Genomic DNA, 19,105 nt, shown 5'->3' on the forward strand with positions numbered 1-19,105 from the left:
TTGCAAGTGGCCCGGGGGTCGGGAGTGGCTGGCGCTGAATGCTTACAACCACAAATTAACCGTCGCTCGCCAGGCACTCCCGTCCCCCTGAAGTCAGCTGTAAGGGGGACTGGAGACTTCCGCGAACAAGCCTCTTTGCCAAATACGCTCTCACCGCGTCAGACTCCCAACCCCGTGCTAATTCAATTCTTTGGGTTACAGGCTCAAGTCCGCACCACGTATACCTCAGTGCCCTCTGTGCCTCTGCGGCTTATTGTATTTGCCAACGTTACCGATTTCGCAACCGCGGGTCGGTTGCTTCTTGTAATCCCTCGCCGATCAGGTTATATGACAAGACCGATAAAAATATCGCCAGACCCGGAAACAGCACCAGCCACCACATGGTTAAATCTTGCCGCGCGTTATTTAAAAGCGCGCCCCAGCGGGCCGGACTGGCCGAACCGGTCAGGCCCAAGAGGCTCAGGCCGCTTTCGGTCAAAATGGCGCTGGCAATGCCAAAGGTGATCGGCACCAGAATGGGCGCGAGCGAATTTGGCAAAATGTGCCGCAGCATCACCCGCATGTGTCCCGCCCCCAAAGCCCGGGCGGCCTGCACATAATCCATCTCGCGCAGGCGTAAAAATTCGGCCCGCGTCAGCCGCGCGATGCCGGTCCACTGGATGCCGCCGATCACCGCCATCACATGCCAGATCGTCGGATTATTTACCAGCGCGATCACCGCCATGATCAGGACCAAGCTGGGAATGCACATCACCACCTCAATGAGCCGGCTAACCAGCATATCAACCCAACCGCCAAAATACCCCGCCAGCGCCCCCAGCGGGATGCCAATCATCGCCGCGATGCCGGTCGAGACAAACCCGATGAGGAGCGCGATCGAGGTGCCGTGGATCATCGCCGCCAGGACATCCACCCCTTCATTCGTCGTGCCAAACCAATGCCACCGCGAAGGTCCCTGGCGAAAATCCGTTGGCGGATCTTGCCACGCCGGATCGTCGGTCTTACCCAGATTGGCGGCGGCCTCGGTCAAATCCAGATCCCCCACCGGATCCTGGTAAAACAACGGCCAGATCACCCAACTGGCGGGGTCCTGCCCTCGCATGGACTCCAGCGAATATCCCTGCAACACGATTCGGTCCCGATAAAAAATATTCGGTTCCCAATCGGGCGAGTAATACGCCAGCGCGGGAAGGTAATAATTCCCCTTGTAATAGGCCAGGGCTGGCTTGACCCCGGCTAAAAACGGGGCAAACACTCCCACAAATGTCATGAATACGACAAACACCAGCCCGGCCACGGCCGAGCGGTTGCGGCAAAACCGCTGCCACACATCCCCCCAATAACCGCGCACCCGCGCGCGGAGCGCGGTGGCTGGGAGGGGAACGGCATCAAGGGGAAGAGTCGCGGCGCTGGTCACTGCAATTTGATCCGGGGGTCAAAGTACGAATAGAGCAGATCGGCCAGTAACTGCCCCAATAATGTCATGATGGAATAGACCAGCACCAGGCCCATGATGAGTGGATAATCACGGGAGGTAAAGGCGTTGTAGAGCAGCTTTCCCATGCCGGGCCAATTAAAAATTTGCTCTAGAATGACCGAACCGCTAAGCAGCGCGGGCAATGACAGGCCAATCAGCGTGACAAACGGAATCAACGTGTTGCGAAAGGCGTGATTAAACAAGATGGCCCATTCCCCCACCCCCTTGGCCCGGGCGGTGCGAATGTAATCCTGGCGGATGACTTCGTTCATGTTGGCCCGGATAAAGCGGGCGTCGTAGGCCAGAATGCCATAAGTATAACAAAATACGGGCAAGATCAAATGCCGCGCGTAATCCAGGATTTGTTCGGGAAAGCTGAGTTGCGCGAAATTGTCCGAGACCATTCCCTTGTACGGCAGCTCCAGCCAAGTCCCCTGCAAGCGCTCGCCGAACAAACTTTGTAATAAGATCGCCGTGACAAACGCGGGCAACGAATACAGCATATACAGCGAAATACTGGTCGTGCGTTCCGCCGTGGTTCCCGCCGCGGCGGCGCAGTACAAACCCAAGGGAATCGACAGGATATAACCCAGGGCAAGGGAAATGCCAGTCAGGAGCAGCGTCGGCCCGATGGCGCTGCCAATCACCTGGCTCACGGGTTTTTTCTCGGTAAAGGAATCCCCCAGATTTCGTTCAAAGATAATCTTTCCCAGCCAATCGCCATAACCGACCACGATGGGCTTATCCAAGCCATATTGCTTGCGCATCCGTTCCAGATCGGCTTGGGATATTTTTTTAAAACTGGTTTCGATTTCGGCGTTGACGGGACTTCCTGGAATAAATCGGATCAAGCAATAGCCCAAGAAGCTCACGACCACCAGGGTGAGCAGGGCTATGAGGATCCGGCGAATCAGGTAGACGAACATGCGGGGGGGAGTTTGGAGAACTGGAGTTTGGAGGAGTGGAGTTTGGAGGAGTGGAGTTTGGAGGAGTGGAGTTTGGAGGAGTGGAGTTGGTAGTTGGTGTTTGATTTATGGTGTTACACTCTTCTCTGTGAATTCCCCTGTGCCCTCTGCGTCTCTGTGTCCAAATTCTCTGTAGCTTAATTTACTCCGCTGCGGGCCAGATTGAGCCAAAACCCGGGCTGTAATGGTACGGCCCGCGGGGGCTAAACTGGTACCCCCGCAACCGATTGGAAATGCCGTAGTACGAATTGCGATAATATAAAAACGTCACCGGTTGGTCCTGGTAAATCAACTCATGAATTTTGGCGTAAATTTGATGGCGGGTGGCATCCACCGCGATACCAACCTCACCCAATTTATACTCCGCAAAAATCCGCTCCCGTTCGGCTTTGATCGTGGCGGCGGTGGGTGACAGGTTTTCCGTTTCCTTGGGGTAGGGTAGCTGCTTGCCCAACTGGTACAACCCGTCAACATAACGGTTGGAATAGCTGACAAAGTTCCGCCCATCGATCGCCGCCTGGGTGCTCCAGATGTTGTCGGAGGTATCCGGATCGGACCCAGAGCCCCACCCGCCAAAGTACGCGTCAAAGTCGTGTTTTTGTTCCTTGTCAAACAGGGCGCTTTGTTCCATGGGGCGGATATTGCAGCGGATGCCCAGCTTTTCCAGGCTGTTCTTCATCAGTTGGCACGTGGCGATCCGCAGGGGATCGCTGCTACAGATCATGGTAAAGCGAAAGTCGATTTTCTGGCCGTCAATCACTTTATCCAGCACATTGTCGCCGTCGTGGTCCTCCCACCCCGCCTTGGCCAGTATCTCCGCCGCCTTGGGCAGGTTCTTTTTGTACTGGTAAACGGGCGTTTGGGGAAACATGGGAGACGCGGGATGAAATATCCCCAGGCAAGGCTCGGTCAGATCGTTGTTGATTCCCTTGAGCAGGGTCTCGTGCGGGTAGGCGTAGGCCATGGCCTCGCGGACGGCGCGATCCTTAAAAATAATGTGCTTATTGTTCCAGCCAAAATAAAAATAGGTCCACTCCGTGCCGCGAATTTTAGTGTTCTTTTCAAAATACTTGTCATCGGTGGTCTGCTTTTTCCATTGAGCGACGCTAATTTCCAATTCGTCGATGTCTCCCCGTTTGAGCGCGAGCAGCGCGGTATTGGGTTCTTCGATGATTTCCAGCCGAATTTCCGCATACGTCGGTTGCCGCCGCACTTCTTTACCTTTGTGCCGGTAATACCCTTCCCGCCGTTTGAGCAGCACATACCGCCTATGGACGCGTTCCACCAGTTCATATTCCCCGCCAACAACCGGCTTTTGCTCGAGAGCCTTGTGTGCGTCGTGGTTGACCAGCGACACATCCTTGTGCCAGGTCTGGGCGTAAACATGCCGCGGAATCAGCGGGAAATTGATATTCCAAATACTCGTGGCAAGGGCTTTTTTATGAAAGAAGACCAGTGTTCGGTCGTCGTACGCCTCGATCCAACGGATTTCATCCGTGCCCGACCGCACTGCGGGAATCGGGACCTCGGGATGCATGATCACCCGATAGGAAAACACCACATCGTGGGCGGTGATCGGCTGGCCGTCCGACCAGGTCAGGTCGTCGCGCAGAACGACCTTTTCGTACAAGCCATCCTGGCTGGTGTGCCAGGAGGAGATGAAATCCGCATTTCCATACGGGACCATGTTCCAATCAAAAGAGAACAGACTGACTCCCGTCAGCCCGTGGTAATCCGACTCCTCGATGGAATTTCTCAACAAAGGATTGAAACTACGCAAGTCCGCCTTGAGTCGCCGGGTGATCTTTGCGTTGGGCTCTTGCGGATTATCTTTGGAAGGGAGAATGCGCAGCGAAGCGATAATTTTTTCATTTTCATCCGCGTTCAGATTCCGCAGTTTGAGGGCTTCCGGCACACTTAACGGCGGGGGATTGTCCCGCAAGAAATCCGCAAACCGTTCGAGGCTGTCAACCACGGGTTGCTCCACCCAGGTTGTTTTGGCATCGAGTTCCGCCAAAGTAGGAGGAGTAAAAGGCTCAATCAGTGTGGGAAACCCTTCATGATCCTTAAAGCCTGGATCGGTAGCGGGCTTTTCTTCCGCGGCCAACGCCAAGAGCGGCGCGCCTAACCCCCAGAGTAGCAGCAACATTCCCGCCCAGGCGGCTTGTTGGAGTGGTTGGCTCCCGGGTTTCCACTCTTGTGAATACCGAAGACGCGGCTGCATCAAGCCGGTTAAACCGGCTGCAAACCTGTTTCTGGCACTATGCTGAAAAAGCTGGGAAATCATCCTGCACCTATGCTAGCGGCGGTTTTGGTTAGGGGTCAAGCGGATTTGCGGAAGAGCGGAACGTGTTCCGTCAAAAAAGTGTTCCGCCAAGAACTGTAGGGCGGAATGAGTTCCGCCAAGAACCAAAACGGAATCAGTAGTTCCGGCGGATCTACGTAACTACGTAACTTGTTCTACGCCGGTCAGGCCAAACAGTTCCGCCACCCGGCCACGTTCCCACCGTGCGGGGAGCAGGGTTTCGGCATTGGCCGCCGCCGCCGCGACACCCCAGCGAATCGCGATTATAGGTTGGCCAGTCAGTTCCATCCCCCAGGCAATTCCCGCAGCCAATGTATCCCCACAGGCGATAGGATTAACTACCCGAGCCAGCTTTGGCGGGTGAATGATCCATTTTTCGCCCGGTCCTGCGACAAATATGGCCTCTGGCCCGGCGGAAATGACCACCCACTGCGCGCCTGCGACTTGTACCTGATGCATTGCCTGCCAGGTATGTTCCGAGGAGTCACAGGGGATCCCGGCGGTTGCGGCTAATTCCTGCCGATTTGGTTTGACAAGCCAAGGCCGCATAGCGAGCGTGTGCCGCAGTTCCGCCCCCCGCGCGTCCAGAATCACCCGGCAACGACATCCGGTTAAAAGTTGCGCGTAATAATCACTTGGTGTTCCATTTGGCAATGAACCACTAAGGATGACCGTCTCGCAAATTGGCAATAGTTCTTGAAATTGCCTTAGATACTCGCTCAATTCGATTGCGGGCAACGCCGCGGCGTTTTCGACCAGTTCAGTTGTACGCTGGCCGGATTGCTCTAATAAAGTCGTGCAAACCCGGGTGGGGACGCTGCTCTCCACCACTTGGAGGGGGATGCCGTCTTTGGCAAATTCCCGGGCGATCGCTTGGCGGGCCAGCCCCCCCAGGGGTGAGAGTGTCAAGCAGCGTAGCGGCTGATTCGGCGGGCTTTCCTGGATTAAATTGTGCAGTGCCCGCCCCACGTTTAGCACTTTGCCGCTGCCGCACCACTGCGCGGCCGTGGCGCGGTTGACTTCGCCAGGAGTAAGCTGCCGAAACTGTAAAATTTGTTGCCACGCCGGGGTTAATCCCGCTGCCAAAATCACCACAATTCCTCCAAAAATGACCGTAATTCCGCCTCAGCAACGGGCCGGGGATTGCCGGATAGGCTATTACCTTGGCTGGCAACGGCGATTTGGGGAAATTGCTCTGGTTGCGCGCCCAAGTCCCGCAAGCGCGCGGGGATGGCCAGTTCCTGATTTAATTTTTGCAATTCGTCGATGAAGAGCGCGGCAATTTCCTGTGTGTCACCTGTTGATGGCAAATTAACATCTGTGCCAACAATTTCCTGGGCAATTTCCGCCAGTTCCCGCTCGACCACTGGCAGATTATATCGCAGCGTCGCGGGCAAGACGACCGCGCACGCCAGACCATGCGGCACTTGGCAAATCCCCCCCAACCCCGCCGCAACCCCATGCGCCAGGCCCAGGCCCGCATTGGCCAGTGCCACACCAGATAAAAATGCCCCTTGGGCAAGTTGTTCTCTTGCCCAGCGGGTGTTGCCGTCGGCGTACGCCGCGCGCAGAACGGGGATAAAGTTTTTTAAGCCCACGCGGCAGAGCCCGCGGGTCAGGGGGGTGGCTTTTTTTGTAAAGTAACTTTCCAAGAGTTGCGTGAGCGCGTCTAAGCCACTTGTGGCGGTGACAGTCGGCGGACAAGAACTGGTTAATTCCGGGTCGATGAGGACGGTTTGCGGCAGCATCCAGGGGGAGCGCAGGCTTTTCTTGGCAGGGGGATGAAGCGAGGTAATGACGGCGTTTTTGGTCGCCTCGCTGCCGGTTCCGGAAGTGGTGGGGATTGCCAACAAGGGTAAGGGGCGGACGGTAATGGTCCGACCGGTGCCGATCCCCTCTAAAAATTCCGCCACGCTGGCGCCGCTAGCATTAGTGATCATAGCCGCGACGGCCTTGGCCAGATCCAGCGCTGAACCCCCTCCCAGGGCCAATATCCAGTGTCCAGCCCCCAGTCCCGTCCGGTCGAGACCCTGCCGCAATTCGGCCGTGACGCGATTAACATCCTCCACGGTCGGTTCAGAGGTTTGCACGGCGAGTAGCTCGCTCTTGATTCCCGCCGCCAGCAGGTGTTGCTGAATTTCGGCCAAAATGCCATGCTTTTGCAAATGCCGCGAGCCGCACACGATCCACGCCCGCCCCCCTAGCGCTTGGACAATGGGTCCGATCTCGGCGCGACGGCCCCAGCCAAATAGGACTTGGCGGGGAAGCAGTAGATCGTAGGTAGTGAGCATAGTTCAATGATGAATTAAGTATTAAAAATTAAGAATGGTGAAGGATATATGTAATTTAGCATGAGATCAAAACCAAACTCCACTCCTCCATTCCTCCAAACTCCACTTCTCCCAACCATGCTGATCCTTGGCATTGATCCCGGACTAAACACCACCGGCTATGGCCTGTTGCGGCTGGGTGGGCGGGAGCCGGAGTTGGTAGAGGCGGGTATTATCCGTCCCGGATCGGCGGAGCGGGAATTTGCCCTCCGATTGCAGGAACTGCATGCGGGCATTGCCGAGATTCTCGCGCAACATCAGCCGGTCGCGCTGGCACTGGAACAATTGTATTCCCACTATGAGCATCCGCGCACCAGCATTCTCATGGGGCATGCCCGTGGGGTGATCTGTTTGGCGGGAGCCCAGGCGGGGATACCGGTGATTGCCTACAGCGCGACACAAATCAAAAAAACTCTGACTGGCAATGGCCGCGCCCCCAAGACCCAGATGCAATTGGCGATCCAGCGCGAATTGCGATTGCCTGCCCTGCCGGAACCGGCGGACGTGGCCGACGCCTTGGCAATCGCCTTATGTCACGCGTATGCTGTGAAATCGAGGGTATGAGGGCTTAGGGACATTCCTAAGCCACAAAGTCACAGGGTTCGCCGAGGAATTCACTGAGAAGACGTTGTAGTTTTGTAACCTAATACCAAAATCCAAAATCCAAATACCAATCTCCATTCCTCCACTTCTCGAAACTCCACTTCTCCAAACTCCCCTTCCCCCCCACCATGATTACCAAAATTCGCGGCACGATCGCCTTTGTGGGCGAGGAAATTTTGACCCTGAGCGTCGGGGCGTTTGACTATGAAGTGCTGATCCCTGAATTTGTCCGCCGCCGTTTACAGGGGGAGTTGGGCCGTGAAATTGAATTACACACGATTCAATACCTCGAAGGAAATTCAGTAGGAAATAAACTTACGCCACGGCTCGTCGGTTTTTTATCCGACGTGGAACGGGAATTTTTTGACATGATTTGCCAGGTCGATGGCGTCGGGGTAAAAAAAGCCCTGCGGGCGATGGTCCGGGCGGTGCGGGAGGTCGCCACCGCGATCGAGGAACAAGACCAAAAGACGCTCGCCGCGCTTCCGGGTATCGGTCCGGCCACCGCCGAGCGGATGATCGCCAAACTCCGCCGCAAAATGCCCAAATTTGCCCTGCTGGTGGCTCGCGACGACCCCGCCACGGCCACCGACGCCCCGCCGGATGTCATGCGCGAGGCCTTTGACGCGCTGCTTAGCCTGGGCCATGCCGAAAGCGACGCCCGGCGACTGCTTGATAAGGCCCTGGCTGGCAAAAAGAAATTCAAGGATGTGCAGGAACTACTCTTGGCGGTGTATGAAGGAAACAAAAAGTAGGCCGCCCATGACCAATCCCCTGCATGCGGCGTGGTATTTGACCGGACCGACGGCGGGGGGAAAGACCGCGGTCAGCCTAGAACTAGCCAGCGCGCTCCAGGCCGAGATTTTATCGCTGGATTCGATGGCCATTTATCGAGGAATGGACATCGGCACCGCCAAACCCACGCTCGCCGAGCGTGCGCTCGTTCCTCATCATTTGTTGGACTTGCGCGATCCGCACGAGGAATTTTCGCTGGCCGAGTATCGCGATGCGGCCCTGGCCGCTGTGAATGAAATACTGGCCCGCGGCAAACTGCCGCTCTTTGTGGGGGGGACGCCGCTCTACCTGAAATCACTTTTGCGGGGTTTGTATTCCGGGCCCGAACCAAATTGGCCCCTGCGGCACGAACTGGCCGCCCAGGCCGCGAAACATGGCCCCGCATATTTGCATGATCAACTCCGCGCGGTCGATCCACACTTAGCCGCCAAGCTGCACCCCGCCGACGAACGCCGCATTATCCGCGGGTTAGAAGTTTATCAACTGACTGGCGAGCCCCTGAGCCGTCAGCAACAACATTTTGACCAACCCGTTCCCCAAACCCAAGTGCGGGTGTTTCTCCTTGACTGGCCCCGCGCGGAACTTTATTCGCGCATTAACCAGCGGGTGGAAAACATGTTTACCGCGGGACTAGTCGACGAGACAGCCTCTCTGTTGGCCGCGCCGCATCCGCCGGGCCGCACTGCTCGCCAGGCGGTCGGTTACCGGGAAGTGATCGAACACTTGCAGGGAAAGCGGTCCCTTGCGGAGACGATCTCCCTGGTCCAGCAAAAAACGCGGAATTTTGCCAAACACCAGGCGACGTGGTTTCGCGGATTGTCAGAATGCCGTGTGATTTCGGTAAATTCCCTGCTGGAAACCTCGCAAATCCGAGAAATGGTGCTGCAAGCGGCTGATTTGCCGCAACATCCCTAGAAAAATATCGAACTTTTTAGCCTACGGTCGCGTATTTGGCGGTAGATTTAAAGACGCGTTTATTTTGGGACACCCCCGGGCCCCAAAAGCTTTTATGCCCGGTTCACGTTATTTTACGTTGAGCGGCGGATGCCGATGACCGACACTAACGCCGCTACCGATGATTCCGCGCCCCCCCTCCAGACGTCCCCTCCAGCGCGCCGCTGGTCGCGAAGGAGGTTTTTGCTTAACTCGGTCCTCGCCACCATGGGGACGGGAGTGGCGGCCCTTGGTTACAGCGCAATTGAAGCAGGCTGGGTAGGGATTGTCCGCCAACAGGTCGCTATTCCCCGTTTGCCTACCGGTTGGATTGGCGGAACGATTGTTCAGCTCACCGATATCCATCATGGCAAGCTAGTCAGTCTGGGTTACATTGGAAGCGTGGTTGACGCGGTCAATGCGTTGCAGCCGGATGTGATTTGCCTGACGGGCGATTATGTCAGCCGCGGGGGAGAGTTGGTTGATCCCTGCCTGGATTTACTCGGATGTCTGCGGCCGCGCGTCGGGATCTTTGCCGTGCCCGGCAATCATGATTATTATCAGGATGTGCGTCTCTTTTATCAGGCCGTCGAACGCAACAGCATGGTCAATCTAACCAACCGGGGGGAATGGGCGGTTCGCAACGGCAGTCGCCTGCGCATTGCGGGGGTGGATGACCTGTGGCATGGACAGCCTAACTTTGATGGTTTGCGAGAGATGCAACCGGACGACGCGGGAGCGATTTTACTGTCGCACAATCCCGACTTTGTCGAGCAAAACCCCGCCGACCCGCGCGTGGGCTTGGTCCTGAGCGGGCATACGCATGGAGGGCAACTTTGCCTGCCGATCTATGGCGCGCCGGTGGTCCCCAGCCGCTACGGGCAAAAGTATGTTCATGGTCTTGTGCAAGGCCCACTAAGCCAGGTGTATGTCTCCCGCGGTGTGGGAACCGTGGCGATCCCCTTGCGATTTGGAGCCCCGCCAGAAATTACCGTGATTGAGTTGACCCGCGCGTAAAAGCGGTCAAGTTTTTTAGCCCGCCGCGTCAGCAATCTCAGCCCGCAGCGTCAGCAAGGGAAAATGTCATCATCACACTCCGTGTGATGATCAAAAATGATTCACCAGGTATTAGTTTCCTGATCCACAACTCTCAGAGTAACCCTTAACGCATATCCCTCTCACGGAGTGAGAGGAGGACAATGACGGAGTCACAGGAGGACATTTCTACGATCCCGCCAACAGGCTCCAGTTCGTGGCTTTATGCTCAATTGTCGCCCCCAGGAACGCCGCAAACAGGGGATGGGCCTGGGTGGGTTTGCTTTTGAACTCTGGATGGTATTGCACGGCCACAAACCATGGATGATCGGTGATTTCCACAATCTCCACAAGTGTGCCGTCCGGGCTGGTGCCGGTAAATTGCATCCCCGCCGCCTCATAGGAAGAGCGGTAGTTGTTGTTAAATTCGTAGCGGTGGCGGTGGCGTTCCATGATCCGCTCGGCATTGTAGGCGGCCGCAGCTCGGCTGCCGTCTTGCAACCGCGCGGGCTGCGCCCCCAGTCGCATGGTTCCACCTTTGTCCGTGATGGATTTTTGCTCATCCAACAGGCAAATCACGGGATGCGGCGTATCGCGGCTAAATTCGGTGGAATGCGCGCCCGCCAGTTCCAGCGCATTCCGCCCAAATTCAATCACCGCGCATTGCATCCCCAGGCAAATGCCAAAGAACGGCACGTTTCGTTCGCGGGCATAGCGGATGGCTTCCACCTTTCCTTCGATGCCGCGCTCGCCAAATCCCCCCGGCACCAAAATGCCGTTAAAACCCGCCAATACGCGTTCCGGGCTTTCGCTTTCGAGTAACTCGCTTTGAATGCTTTGCACACGCAATTGCGCGCGGTGATGCATCGCCGCGTGGTCCAGCGATTCGTAGATCGACTTATACGCGTCGCGGTGTTCGGCGTATTTGCCCACCACGGCTATGCTGACCTCGTGCTCGGGATTGCGCAGTCGATGCAATAAATCCCGCCAGGCGTCCAAATTTGGCACCCCCGTGCTCAGGCCCAAACGCTTGCAAATAAACTGGTCCAGGCCATTATTGACCAGTGACAACGGGACCTCGTAGATGGAAAAATCCTTGTCTTTTTCCTCGATGACCGCTTCCAAGGGGACATTGCAAAAGAGCGCGATCTTTTCTCGATCTTCGCGCGAAATCGACCGCTCGCAGCGGCAAATCAGCACATCTGGCTGCACCCCAATCTGCCGCAAGAGGCCCACCGAATGTTGCGTGGGTTTGGTTTTTAGCTCGCCAGCGGCCTTGAGATACGGCACCAGCGTCAGATGAATGTACAGGCAGTTTTCCTTCCCCACATCCAGGGCAAATTGGCGAATCGCCTCCAGAAACGGCTGGCTTTCGATATCGCCGACCGTGCCCCCAATCTCGGTAATGACCACATCAACCTCCGGGGAGGCCAGTTTGTGGATCACCCGTTTGATTTCATTGGTGATATGGGGGATGACCTGTACCGTCTTGCCCAAAAATTCTCCCCGCCGCTCCTTGGTAATGACCGACAGATAAATTTGCCCGGTGGTGTAGTTGCTATCCCGGTTGAGCACGCCGCTGGTGAACCGTTCATAATGGCCCAGGTCCAGGTCGGTCTCGGAACCATCGTCCAGGACGTACACCTCGCCATGTTGGTAGGGACTCATCGTGCCCGGATCGACATTGATATACGGGTCCAGCTTTTGCATCCGCACCCTTAGGCCCCGCGACTCCAGCAACATGCCGATACTGGCGCTGCTTAGCCCCTTACCCAGGGAACTCACCACACCGCCGGTGACAAAAATATGTTTCGTCATGCTGACTTTGGCCTCTACCATGAATGTTGTATACGGACCGCCCAACTTCCCTATTTTTACGAAATTCTCACCTAAGTGCCTAGGAGGGTTTTAAGCTGGGTGAATACGACACGCCCTAAATTGGGCTTTTTGCATTTAGGTGGGGGAGTTGTCGCGGGATGCGGACTGCTTTACAAAAGAAAAAAAACCTGCTGCCGTGCGCTGGCGTCGATTTTCCCATTTAGCCTTGATCCTTTTTTCGTCCCGGAGAAAGCCACCATGATTCCCACATTAACGCGGCGATTTTCCTTCTGGGGTTTGCTATTGATTGTTTGCCATGGGTGTGGCGGTTCAATGTCGGCACCCAACGCGCCGGGCAAAAATGCGACAACCGACCCGACGCCTGTAGTCAGCGCGCAGCCTCAGGTTAAGCTAGAGACCGTCAGCTTTGACCGGTTGCAAACCGAGCTGGCCGGGATGCGCGGCAAAGTGGTCGTCCTGGATTGTTGGGCCACGTATTGCACGCCGTGCATCCAGGAATTTCCCCATTTAGTCGAATTGAGCGAATCCCGCCCCGCTGACAAGTTGCAATGCGTCTCGCTCAGCTTTGACTATCAAGGGGTGGACGAACTCAGCGAATTACAGCCGAAAGTATTAGAATTTTTACAGGCGCAAAAAGCGTCACGGGTGAGAAATTTTTTGTCGAGCGATGAAGATGGCGTTTTGTATGAAAAGTTTGGGTTTGGGGCGATACCGGTCGTGCGGGTCTATGATCAAACGGGAGCGTTAGTCAAACAATTTAGCAATTCTGGCAAAGAAAAGTTTACCTATGCCGATGTCACGGCCCTAGTAAATAAGCTGCTGGCGGAATAATTGCGATCGCCAAAAAGTCTTGGGCTAATAAAAACGAGGACTAGTGCCCAGCGGCTGATCCGCCCAGCTTGAATCGACCGCGTTGGCAAAATGCTAGCCACTCACCAGCTACCACAGCCAAGTCCCCATTTCACTCAACCGTTACAATTGATACGCCTTGCGCAGTACGCTCGTCTTGCCTATTTTTCTTAATCATTAAGCAATTTCTCATCCAGAAAATTGCTCAGCGGGACGATTTTATTCTCGGTCAAAACGGACTTCTCCGCGAAAGTCGCGTCGTGCGGCTGCCGCATCGTGGCATTTGGAGGCTTTCTTATTTCCGCTACCGCCGTTTGCCCACCCACCCCCATGTCGATCTTGCTTTGCGAATCCCCCCTTCCCGTGACGGCGCCCCTCGCGGCGGACATTACCGCCCGGATCCAGACGGTATTGGCCAGTCAGCCGCAGGACCTGCGGCGTCAGTTGCGATTTGAGGCGGCCGAGGGCAAAATCACGCTGCAAGGCCGGGTCAAGTCGTACTTTCATAAGCAACTGGCGCAAGAAGCCCTCCGGCCCCTGCGCGACATGGTGATCGACAACCAGTTGGAAGTCGAATGGCGGGACTGAATGGGGCAGGAACCTGAGTAGTAGGCACCGTCCCGGTGCCGTAGCTATTAATGTAGTCGGCATCGTCCCGATGCCATGACTGCATTTTTCTGATAGCGGCTAATACTCGCGCATTCAGGGCCTATTCGTGCTTTCGCTTTACGGCACGGGGACCGTGCCTGCTACCCCCTACTCTCCCCGAGACACTTCGGCAAATTCCTGCAGTTTCCATGCACCAGCGGTTTTGACAAACAGCAGTTTTACGATCCCTTTGCCGGATAGACCTTCTTTTAACCGGGCAAAGACCGCCAAGCGCACGCGGGCCAGTTCAGGTTGGGCGATGGGACTCAATTCGATCTGATAATCCAACAGGTGGATCGACTCAAACTGAAATTGCCGCATGACCGAGAGCAACCGTTGCACGGAAGGGTCCGCCTGTGGGGCAAACATGGTGGCGGCCCGGTCGGGATCATTGGTCTGGACCGCGGCGGCGCCGTCATACAGGGCCTGCTCGACCTGTTCATGGTCGGTGACAATGGCCGACTCGAGCACGCCATAACCCAGGGTCAAGATCGCGGCCACCCCCGCCCAGACGAGGTACTTGACCAGGCCGGTGTGGTAGAAGATGCCTGCCAGGATTAGGACCGCGAGTCCGCCGATGGCGAGGCCATAATAAGGATTTTCCATGAGGGTGGACATTGGAATGCTTCACGCCGGTTACTTAATTCAGTTGTGGGCGGCCAGTAAACTCGGAGCGCTGTCCATCATAAGGAAAACGCTGCATATGTAAGCCGTGAATTTTTACTTTCCAAAACTTTTGCGAAGGAAACATGAAATTGATGTCGTTAATTTCTTCAAAGTAATCGTAGTCTTGATCACTGCCATGATATCTAAATCTGTGCTCGTGCCTGTCTTTATAAATGGTTCTATATTCGGCGGGAGTAATCTCCACGGCGCGCTGGGGATCGAAATCACTTCGCTTGTTAAGGGAAATCATGGTAAACCAAAGTAGTAATGGCGATACAATAAGCGCGATTACAAAGATGTCGGTCTTGTATTTCCACAGCCACATGCATCCACTCCTATCAGGTCCACTGGGAACATTTCGTTAACCTGCATTCTAACGAATCTTCCTGCCCCTCCCCAACATTGTTTAGGAATTTCGCACGGGAATGCCAAACTCTGAGAAAACTCCCGCGGACAATCCCCCGGGGGCGACTCTTCGTAACTCTTGCCAGGGCATAGTATAATAAATTTTTACCGTGCGCATCCCCCACTCCGCACTCTCCACCGTTCACTAACCACTATCCGTCCCGCACTTTCTACACACCACCACCCACTCACCACTTCCCCCCCTTACCCTTGCCACCCGCCACCAAACCGCCGTTTGCCAAATGTCTGTTGGCTAGTGGGCTGATGACCCCCGCCGATTGGGAGCGGCATGTGCACACGCTGCCGCCGCTGCCTCCTGAATCTCCCCCCCTACCGGACGAGGCCCTGGCCGATAGCCTGGTCGCCGCCCAGGTCCTGACCCAATTTCAGGCGCAGCAACTGCTGGCCGGCCATACAAAACTAACCCTGGGACCGTATGTCATCGTTGATTCCCTAGGCCAGGGGGGGATGGGGCAGGTCTTTTTGGCCAAGCATCAAATGCTGGGCCGGTTGGTCGCGGTCAAGGTACTGCCCCGCAGCAAGACCACCCCGGAATCCATCGCCAGTTTTATGCGCGAAATCCGCGTTCAGGCACTCCTCGACCACGAGCACTTGGTCAAGGCGATCGATGCCGGGCATGACGGTAATGTCTATTATCTGGTTTGCGAATATGTGCCAGGGTCGGATTTACGCCGTTACGTGCGGGAAAAAGGGGCCATTGGCATGGCGGAGGCCGCCTCCATCATGACCCAGGCGGCCAGGGGTCTGGAATACGCCCACAATCAGGGGCTGATCCACCGCGATGTCAAGCCGGGGAATTTGCTAGTGACGCCCGAAGGGCACTGCAAAGTGAGCGACCTGGGCCTGGCGGGCTGGCTGCACGATGGAGACGACCCCCGGGCGGGAAAGATCGTGGGGACGGCGGATTACCTGTCGCCCGAGCAAATCCTGACCCCGCTGGCGGTCACGACCAAAAGCGATATTTATTCGCTGGGCTGCACGCTGTACTACGCTGTGACGGGTAAGGTCCCCTATCCCGGGGGAACCACGCGTGACAAAGCCAAACGCCACTGCGAAGACGCCCCCATTCACCCCCGCGTCCTCAACCCTAGCCTGAGCGACCGGTTTGTCGTGTTGATGTCGGCCATGATGGCCAAAGACCCCAAGCAACGGATCGGCAGCATGGGGGAATTGATTGAGCGGCTGACGCCCTGGGCCAGCGAGAACGGGGGAGAAGGCGTCCCCCAGACGGCGGCCTGGCGGGTAAAATTTGACGAGGACCCCGCCAATGTCCTGGATGGGAACCAAGATACCGAGCCAGGGGCAGTCGATGTCGATCCCAGCCTGTCGAGTCCCCGTAATTTACAAATTCGCAAACCGGCTTCCGGCATCTGGACGATCCCCGACGAACCGCTAGACGACCTGGGGAGCGGCAGCCAATCGATGATGAACCTGGGACCACTCAAGCCGGTCAGTAATAACCAGTGGATGATCCCGGTCCTGCTGGGCGTGGTGGCTCTGTTGGCCGTGGGGCTGGTGGTGATGATCCTCATCCAGGCGGCCAGTTTGTCCCGGTAGTGGCAATGGTAGCGATTAGCAATTGGCAGATTATCAGAAGGGGCGACTATTTTTAGGGGATAATGTACTGTAAAGCCATGCCTGCCAAGCACTTCGCGTTTTTTAGAAGGTGTGGCGGGGGGCTTGCCAGCGGCAAAATCCATGTTAATCTAAGAAATTCAGACGAACGTGAGAGTTTAGCCCGCAGCATAATTCAGCCCGACGCGTCAGCGAGGGACAGTTTTGCATAATCCAGCCCGCAGCGTTAGCCAGGGAGACCTTTAGTTATATTCAGCCCGCAGTCTAATTCAGCCTGCTGCGTTAGCAAGGGACCAGACAACGTGAGGTCAGATAGCTCAGTTGGTAGAGCAATGGACTGAAAATCCATGTGTCGCCGGTTCGATCCCGGCTCTGACCACTTCACAAAACCCCGCATTTTCCCGGCTCAAATCGGGTTTTGCGGGGTTTTTTTTGTCAAGCTTTTCATTCCCTGTTTCCGTCGTTTTCTGGCCCTTTCCACCCCCTGTAGTGAACGATTTAGTGAAAGCTTTTTCGGAACAAGCGTTCACTGATTCTTGGCTGCTGGGTTGATCGATTAAATCGGCCACCGCCAGGGGGCTGTTTCGCACTTGGTCTAGGACGCTGGGGGGGATCATGGCATAGTGGCGGATCGAGACTTGGACGCTGTGGCCTAGCCACCTGGCCGCGGCATAATGGGGCACCCCTGCCGCTAACCATTCGGTCTCACAGCTTCGCCGCAAGGTCTGCAATAAGTCATCCCACGGGGCCAGACCCGCCGCCAGGATGATTTTTTCTAGTTGCCTGTGGCGATTGTGTTTGCTGAGGGTAATCAGCTTTTTCTGACCCTCTGGCGCAATTTCAAACGCTTGTTCCAAGAGGGGCATTAGCCGCGGGCAGATTGGCACCGTCCGCCATTGCTTTGTTTTTTGACCGTAGACGGTTAAGACGCGGTCGGCCCAATTCACCCGGTCCCATGTAAGGGCGTTGGGTTCCCGGCTCCGTAGACCCGCAAACCGCCACAACCCAAAGAGCAGTCGCCATTGCAGACCTGGGCAGGCATCGACGATTTTGGACGCGTCTTTGGGTTCCAAGTAAAACATGTTCTCCGCGGCAATGGCGGATGATTTTAATTTTGAAAACGGGTTGCGGCTAATAAGTTCCCGGTTCACCGCGTCGTTAAACATGGCTTTGGCGTTGCGGCAATGCAGGCGTGCGGTTGCTTCGCTGAGAGTTTTCGGCTTGCCATTGCGGCCCTGCCCGGGCTGTTGCAAGAGCCACGCCCGCCAGCTTTTGGCCGCATCGGGGGTAATCTCATCGATCCTAAGTTTGTCGCCGAAATACTTGGTCAACTGGTAGGCGGTTGTTTTGAGACGATACACGCTACTGGCTTCAAGTTCCCCGCTCCGCTCCGCGATATAGCGGTCCAGCCATGCGGTCATATTAGGGGCACTATGAGGGGCTTCACGCGGTTCACAAAGACCCTTGGCGGAAAGTTTGTTATGCAATTCCAGGTCCAGACCCGCTAGCCATGCCGCCAATTGTGGCCTGTGGGGTTGATTTAGCTTACGGTCGGAAATTAGCTGCTTGACCCGCTCGCAAATCTCTTTGGCATCCTCCTGGGTAATCACACCCAAGGGGATACGGACTTCGCGGCCATCGTCATAGTATTTGATCCCCTTAGGGGGGCATTTAGCTTTGCCAACTCTGTAGATCGATGCCATTGTTACTTGCTCCGTTTTTTCGTGGGGGTCACTAACTTAATTTCAAAGTGTTCAAACAACTTGTCCGCGGTCTCTAAACTCATACCCCGCTCGCCGGTCATGAAGCGTGACAAAATATCCTGGGTCACGCCCGTTTGCTTCCAAATGGAATAACGAGTCTGACCACTCGCCTGAATGACCTGTCGCAACTGATCGGTAAGTTTGTGACTTGATCCCATAACCAAATTTTATGACCTAGTTGGTAGCGAGTCAAGCACATGCGTTCACCTGCCTTTTTTATTGGGGGATCATCCCCCCCAAATCCCGCGATTGCGAAATTTGCGTTCTGTGGGGCAGTTGTATGGTTGGTACTAAGTATCGCGTTCATGGTTGAAACGAGTTCCTGGGGCATCCTGTGCGGTCGGAATTTTTGGTCAAAACGGCAATTCATGCGGATCAGCTTCCCGGCCACGATATTGCTTTGCCTCCTCCATAAACTTGGCAATCCCTTGCCGGTCGGCGGCGGTCGGTTCCCGTTGGGGGATAGCCACGAATGTATACTCGGCGGCCACCTGCTGGCGGGTCGGTTCGGGGAATAGTTCTAGCTGAATCTCCCGCAGTCGCGGCTTGCGTTTGGTTGTTGGCATGTTAAAACCCCAATTCTGGATCGACGGGGATAAAATCGGGATCGCCGATGCCACCAGAGAGAGGGTGTTTTTTATCGTCCAGATCGTCCAGATCGTCCAATAACCCGTTATTTGCGGGGTCTAAGCTTTGGACGATGTTTTCCCCGGATCGTCCAAGATCGTCCAACTTATCGTCCAAGAATTGGGGATACCCCTCCCGCACATTGGACGATTGGACGCATTGGACGATGTTTTGCGCTACATCTCTGGTCAAGGTCAACAGCCGCCGCCGCTGGACGGTGTTTTCCCTTGCCACTGTCACCCGCAATCCCTGAGTAGCTAGCGCGGGGA

18 protein-coding genes and 1 tRNA gene are annotated in these 19,105 nt (G+C 55.8%); 8 read left to right on the top strand and 11 right to left on the bottom strand.

Going from position 1 to position 19,105, the window contains the following annotated elements:
• Nucleotides 1-268: 268 nt before the first annotated feature.
• The 5 genes from SFX18_19820 to SFX18_19840 form a co-directional block, all read right to left on the bottom strand.
• Nucleotides 269-1,417 (bottom strand): ABC transporter permease, encoded by a 1,149-nt coding sequence (locus tag SFX18_19820; GenBank protein ID MDX1965404.1) that lies wholly within the window; start codon nt 1,415-1,417, stop codon nt 269-271.
• On the bottom strand, nt 1,414-2,403 hold the full coding sequence (locus SFX18_19825) for an ABC transporter permease (protein ID MDX1965405.1): 990 nt from the start codon (nt 2,401-2,403) through the stop codon (nt 1,414-1,416). The genes SFX18_19820 and SFX18_19825 overlap by 4 nt, the downstream gene beginning before the upstream one ends.
• Before the next feature lie 181 nt (nt 2,404-2,584).
• Nucleotides 2,585-4,666, bottom strand: coding sequence for an ABC transporter substrate-binding protein (locus SFX18_19830; GenBank protein MDX1965406.1), 2,082 nt, complete (start codon nt 4,664-4,666; stop codon nt 2,585-2,587).
• A gap of 222 nt (nt 4,667-4,888) precedes the next feature.
• The gene (locus SFX18_19835) at nt 4,889-5,839 is read right to left on the bottom strand and encodes a PfkB family carbohydrate kinase (protein ID MDX1965407.1); all 951 of its coding nucleotides are present in this window, start codon (nt 5,837-5,839) and stop codon (nt 4,889-4,891) included.
• Nucleotides 5,836-7,038, bottom strand: coding sequence for an iron-containing alcohol dehydrogenase (locus SFX18_19840; GenBank protein ID MDX1965408.1), 1,203 nt, complete (start codon nt 7,036-7,038; stop codon nt 5,836-5,838). Before SFX18_19840 ends, SFX18_19835 begins: the two co-directional genes overlap by 4 nt.
• A gap of 117 nt (nt 7,039-7,155) precedes the next feature.
• Between SFX18_19840 and ruvC the strand changes: the two genes are divergently transcribed.
• The 4 genes from ruvC to SFX18_19860 all read left to right on the top strand — a co-directional run bounded on the left by ruvC (nt 7,156) and on the right by SFX18_19860 (nt 10,425).
• A complete protein-coding gene (gene ruvC, locus SFX18_19845) occupies nt 7,156-7,641 on the top strand; it encodes a crossover junction endodeoxyribonuclease RuvC (protein MDX1965409.1) in 486 nt (161 codons plus the stop codon).
• A gap of 167 nt (nt 7,642-7,808) precedes the next feature.
• The gene (gene ruvA, locus SFX18_19850) at nt 7,809-8,435 is read left to right on the top strand and encodes a Holliday junction branch migration protein RuvA (protein MDX1965410.1); all 627 of its coding nucleotides are present in this window, start codon (nt 7,809-7,811) and stop codon (nt 8,433-8,435) included.
• Nucleotides 8,436-8,442: 7 nt separating this feature from the next.
• Entirely contained in the window at nt 8,443-9,390 is a 948-nt protein-coding gene (gene miaA, locus SFX18_19855; protein MDX1965411.1) for a tRNA (adenosine(37)-N6)-dimethylallyltransferase MiaA, read from the top strand.
• A 129-nt stretch (nt 9,391-9,519) separates the two neighbouring features.
• The gene (locus tag SFX18_19860; GenBank protein ID MDX1965412.1) at nt 9,520-10,425 is read left to right on the top strand and encodes a metallophosphoesterase; all 906 of its coding nucleotides are present in this window, start codon (nt 9,520-9,522) and stop codon (nt 10,423-10,425) included.
• 207 nt (nt 10,426-10,632) lie between these two features.
• Here SFX18_19860 and SFX18_19865 read toward each other — a convergent pair whose 3' ends face one another.
• Nucleotides 10,633-12,261, bottom strand: coding sequence for a CTP synthase (locus tag SFX18_19865; protein ID MDX1965413.1), 1,629 nt, complete (start codon nt 12,259-12,261; stop codon nt 10,633-10,635).
• A 258-nt stretch (nt 12,262-12,519) separates the two neighbouring features.
• On the opposite strand from SFX18_19865, the gene SFX18_19870 reads away from it, so the two are divergent.
• A complete protein-coding gene (locus SFX18_19870) occupies nt 12,520-13,113 on the top strand; it encodes a TlpA disulfide reductase family protein (protein ID MDX1965414.1) in 594 nt (197 codons plus the stop codon).
• Nucleotides 13,114-13,461: 348 nt separating this feature from the next.
• Nucleotides 13,462-13,719 carry a BON domain-containing protein gene (locus tag SFX18_19875; GenBank protein MDX1965415.1) on the top strand — a complete coding sequence of 86 codons (258 nt, stop codon included), beginning with the start codon at nt 13,462-13,464 and terminating at the stop codon, nt 13,717-13,719.
• 168 nt (nt 13,720-13,887) lie between these two features.
• Here the strand turns inward: SFX18_19875 and SFX18_19880 are convergent, their stop codons facing one another.
• Both SFX18_19880 and SFX18_19885 read right to left on the bottom strand, forming a co-directional pair.
• Complete coding sequence (locus SFX18_19880) at nt 13,888-14,397, bottom strand: hypothetical protein (GenBank protein ID MDX1965416.1); 510 nt, start codon at nt 14,395-14,397, stop codon at nt 13,888-13,890.
• Nucleotides 14,398-14,419: 22 nt separating this feature from the next.
• The gene (locus SFX18_19885; protein MDX1965417.1) at nt 14,420-14,770 is read right to left on the bottom strand and encodes a hypothetical protein; all 351 of its coding nucleotides are present in this window, start codon (nt 14,768-14,770) and stop codon (nt 14,420-14,422) included.
• Between the two features lie 290 nt (nt 14,771-15,060).
• Here SFX18_19885 and SFX18_19890 point away from each other — a divergent pair, with 290 nt between their 5' ends.
• Both SFX18_19890 and SFX18_19895 read left to right on the top strand, forming a co-directional pair.
• Nucleotides 15,061-16,428 (top strand): serine/threonine-protein kinase, encoded by a 1,368-nt coding sequence (locus SFX18_19890; protein ID MDX1965418.1) that lies wholly within the window; start codon nt 15,061-15,063, stop codon nt 16,426-16,428.
• Nucleotides 16,429-16,752: 324 nt separating this feature from the next.
• Nucleotides 16,753-16,825: transfer RNA gene (locus tag SFX18_19895), tRNA-Phe, on the top strand.
• Between the two features lie 1,326 nt (nt 16,826-18,151).
• Here the strand turns inward: SFX18_19895 and SFX18_19900 are convergent.
• The 3 genes from SFX18_19900 to SFX18_19910 all read right to left on the bottom strand — a co-directional run.
• A complete protein-coding gene (locus SFX18_19900; GenBank protein ID MDX1965419.1) occupies nt 18,152-18,367 on the bottom strand; it encodes a helix-turn-helix transcriptional regulator in 216 nt (71 codons plus the stop codon).
• Nucleotides 18,368-18,562: 195 nt separating this feature from the next.
• Nucleotides 18,563-18,775 (bottom strand): hypothetical protein, encoded by a 213-nt coding sequence (locus tag SFX18_19905; protein ID MDX1965420.1) that lies wholly within the window; start codon nt 18,773-18,775, stop codon nt 18,563-18,565.
• 1 nt (nt 18,776) lies between these two features.
• On the bottom strand, nt 18,777-19,105 hold a 329-nt coding region (locus SFX18_19910), incomplete at its 5' end, for a hypothetical protein (protein MDX1965421.1).

The organism is Pirellulales bacterium (assembly GCA_033762255.1).
Taxonomy (GTDB): Bacteria; Planctomycetota; Planctomycetia; order Pirellulales; family JALHPA01; genus JANRLT01.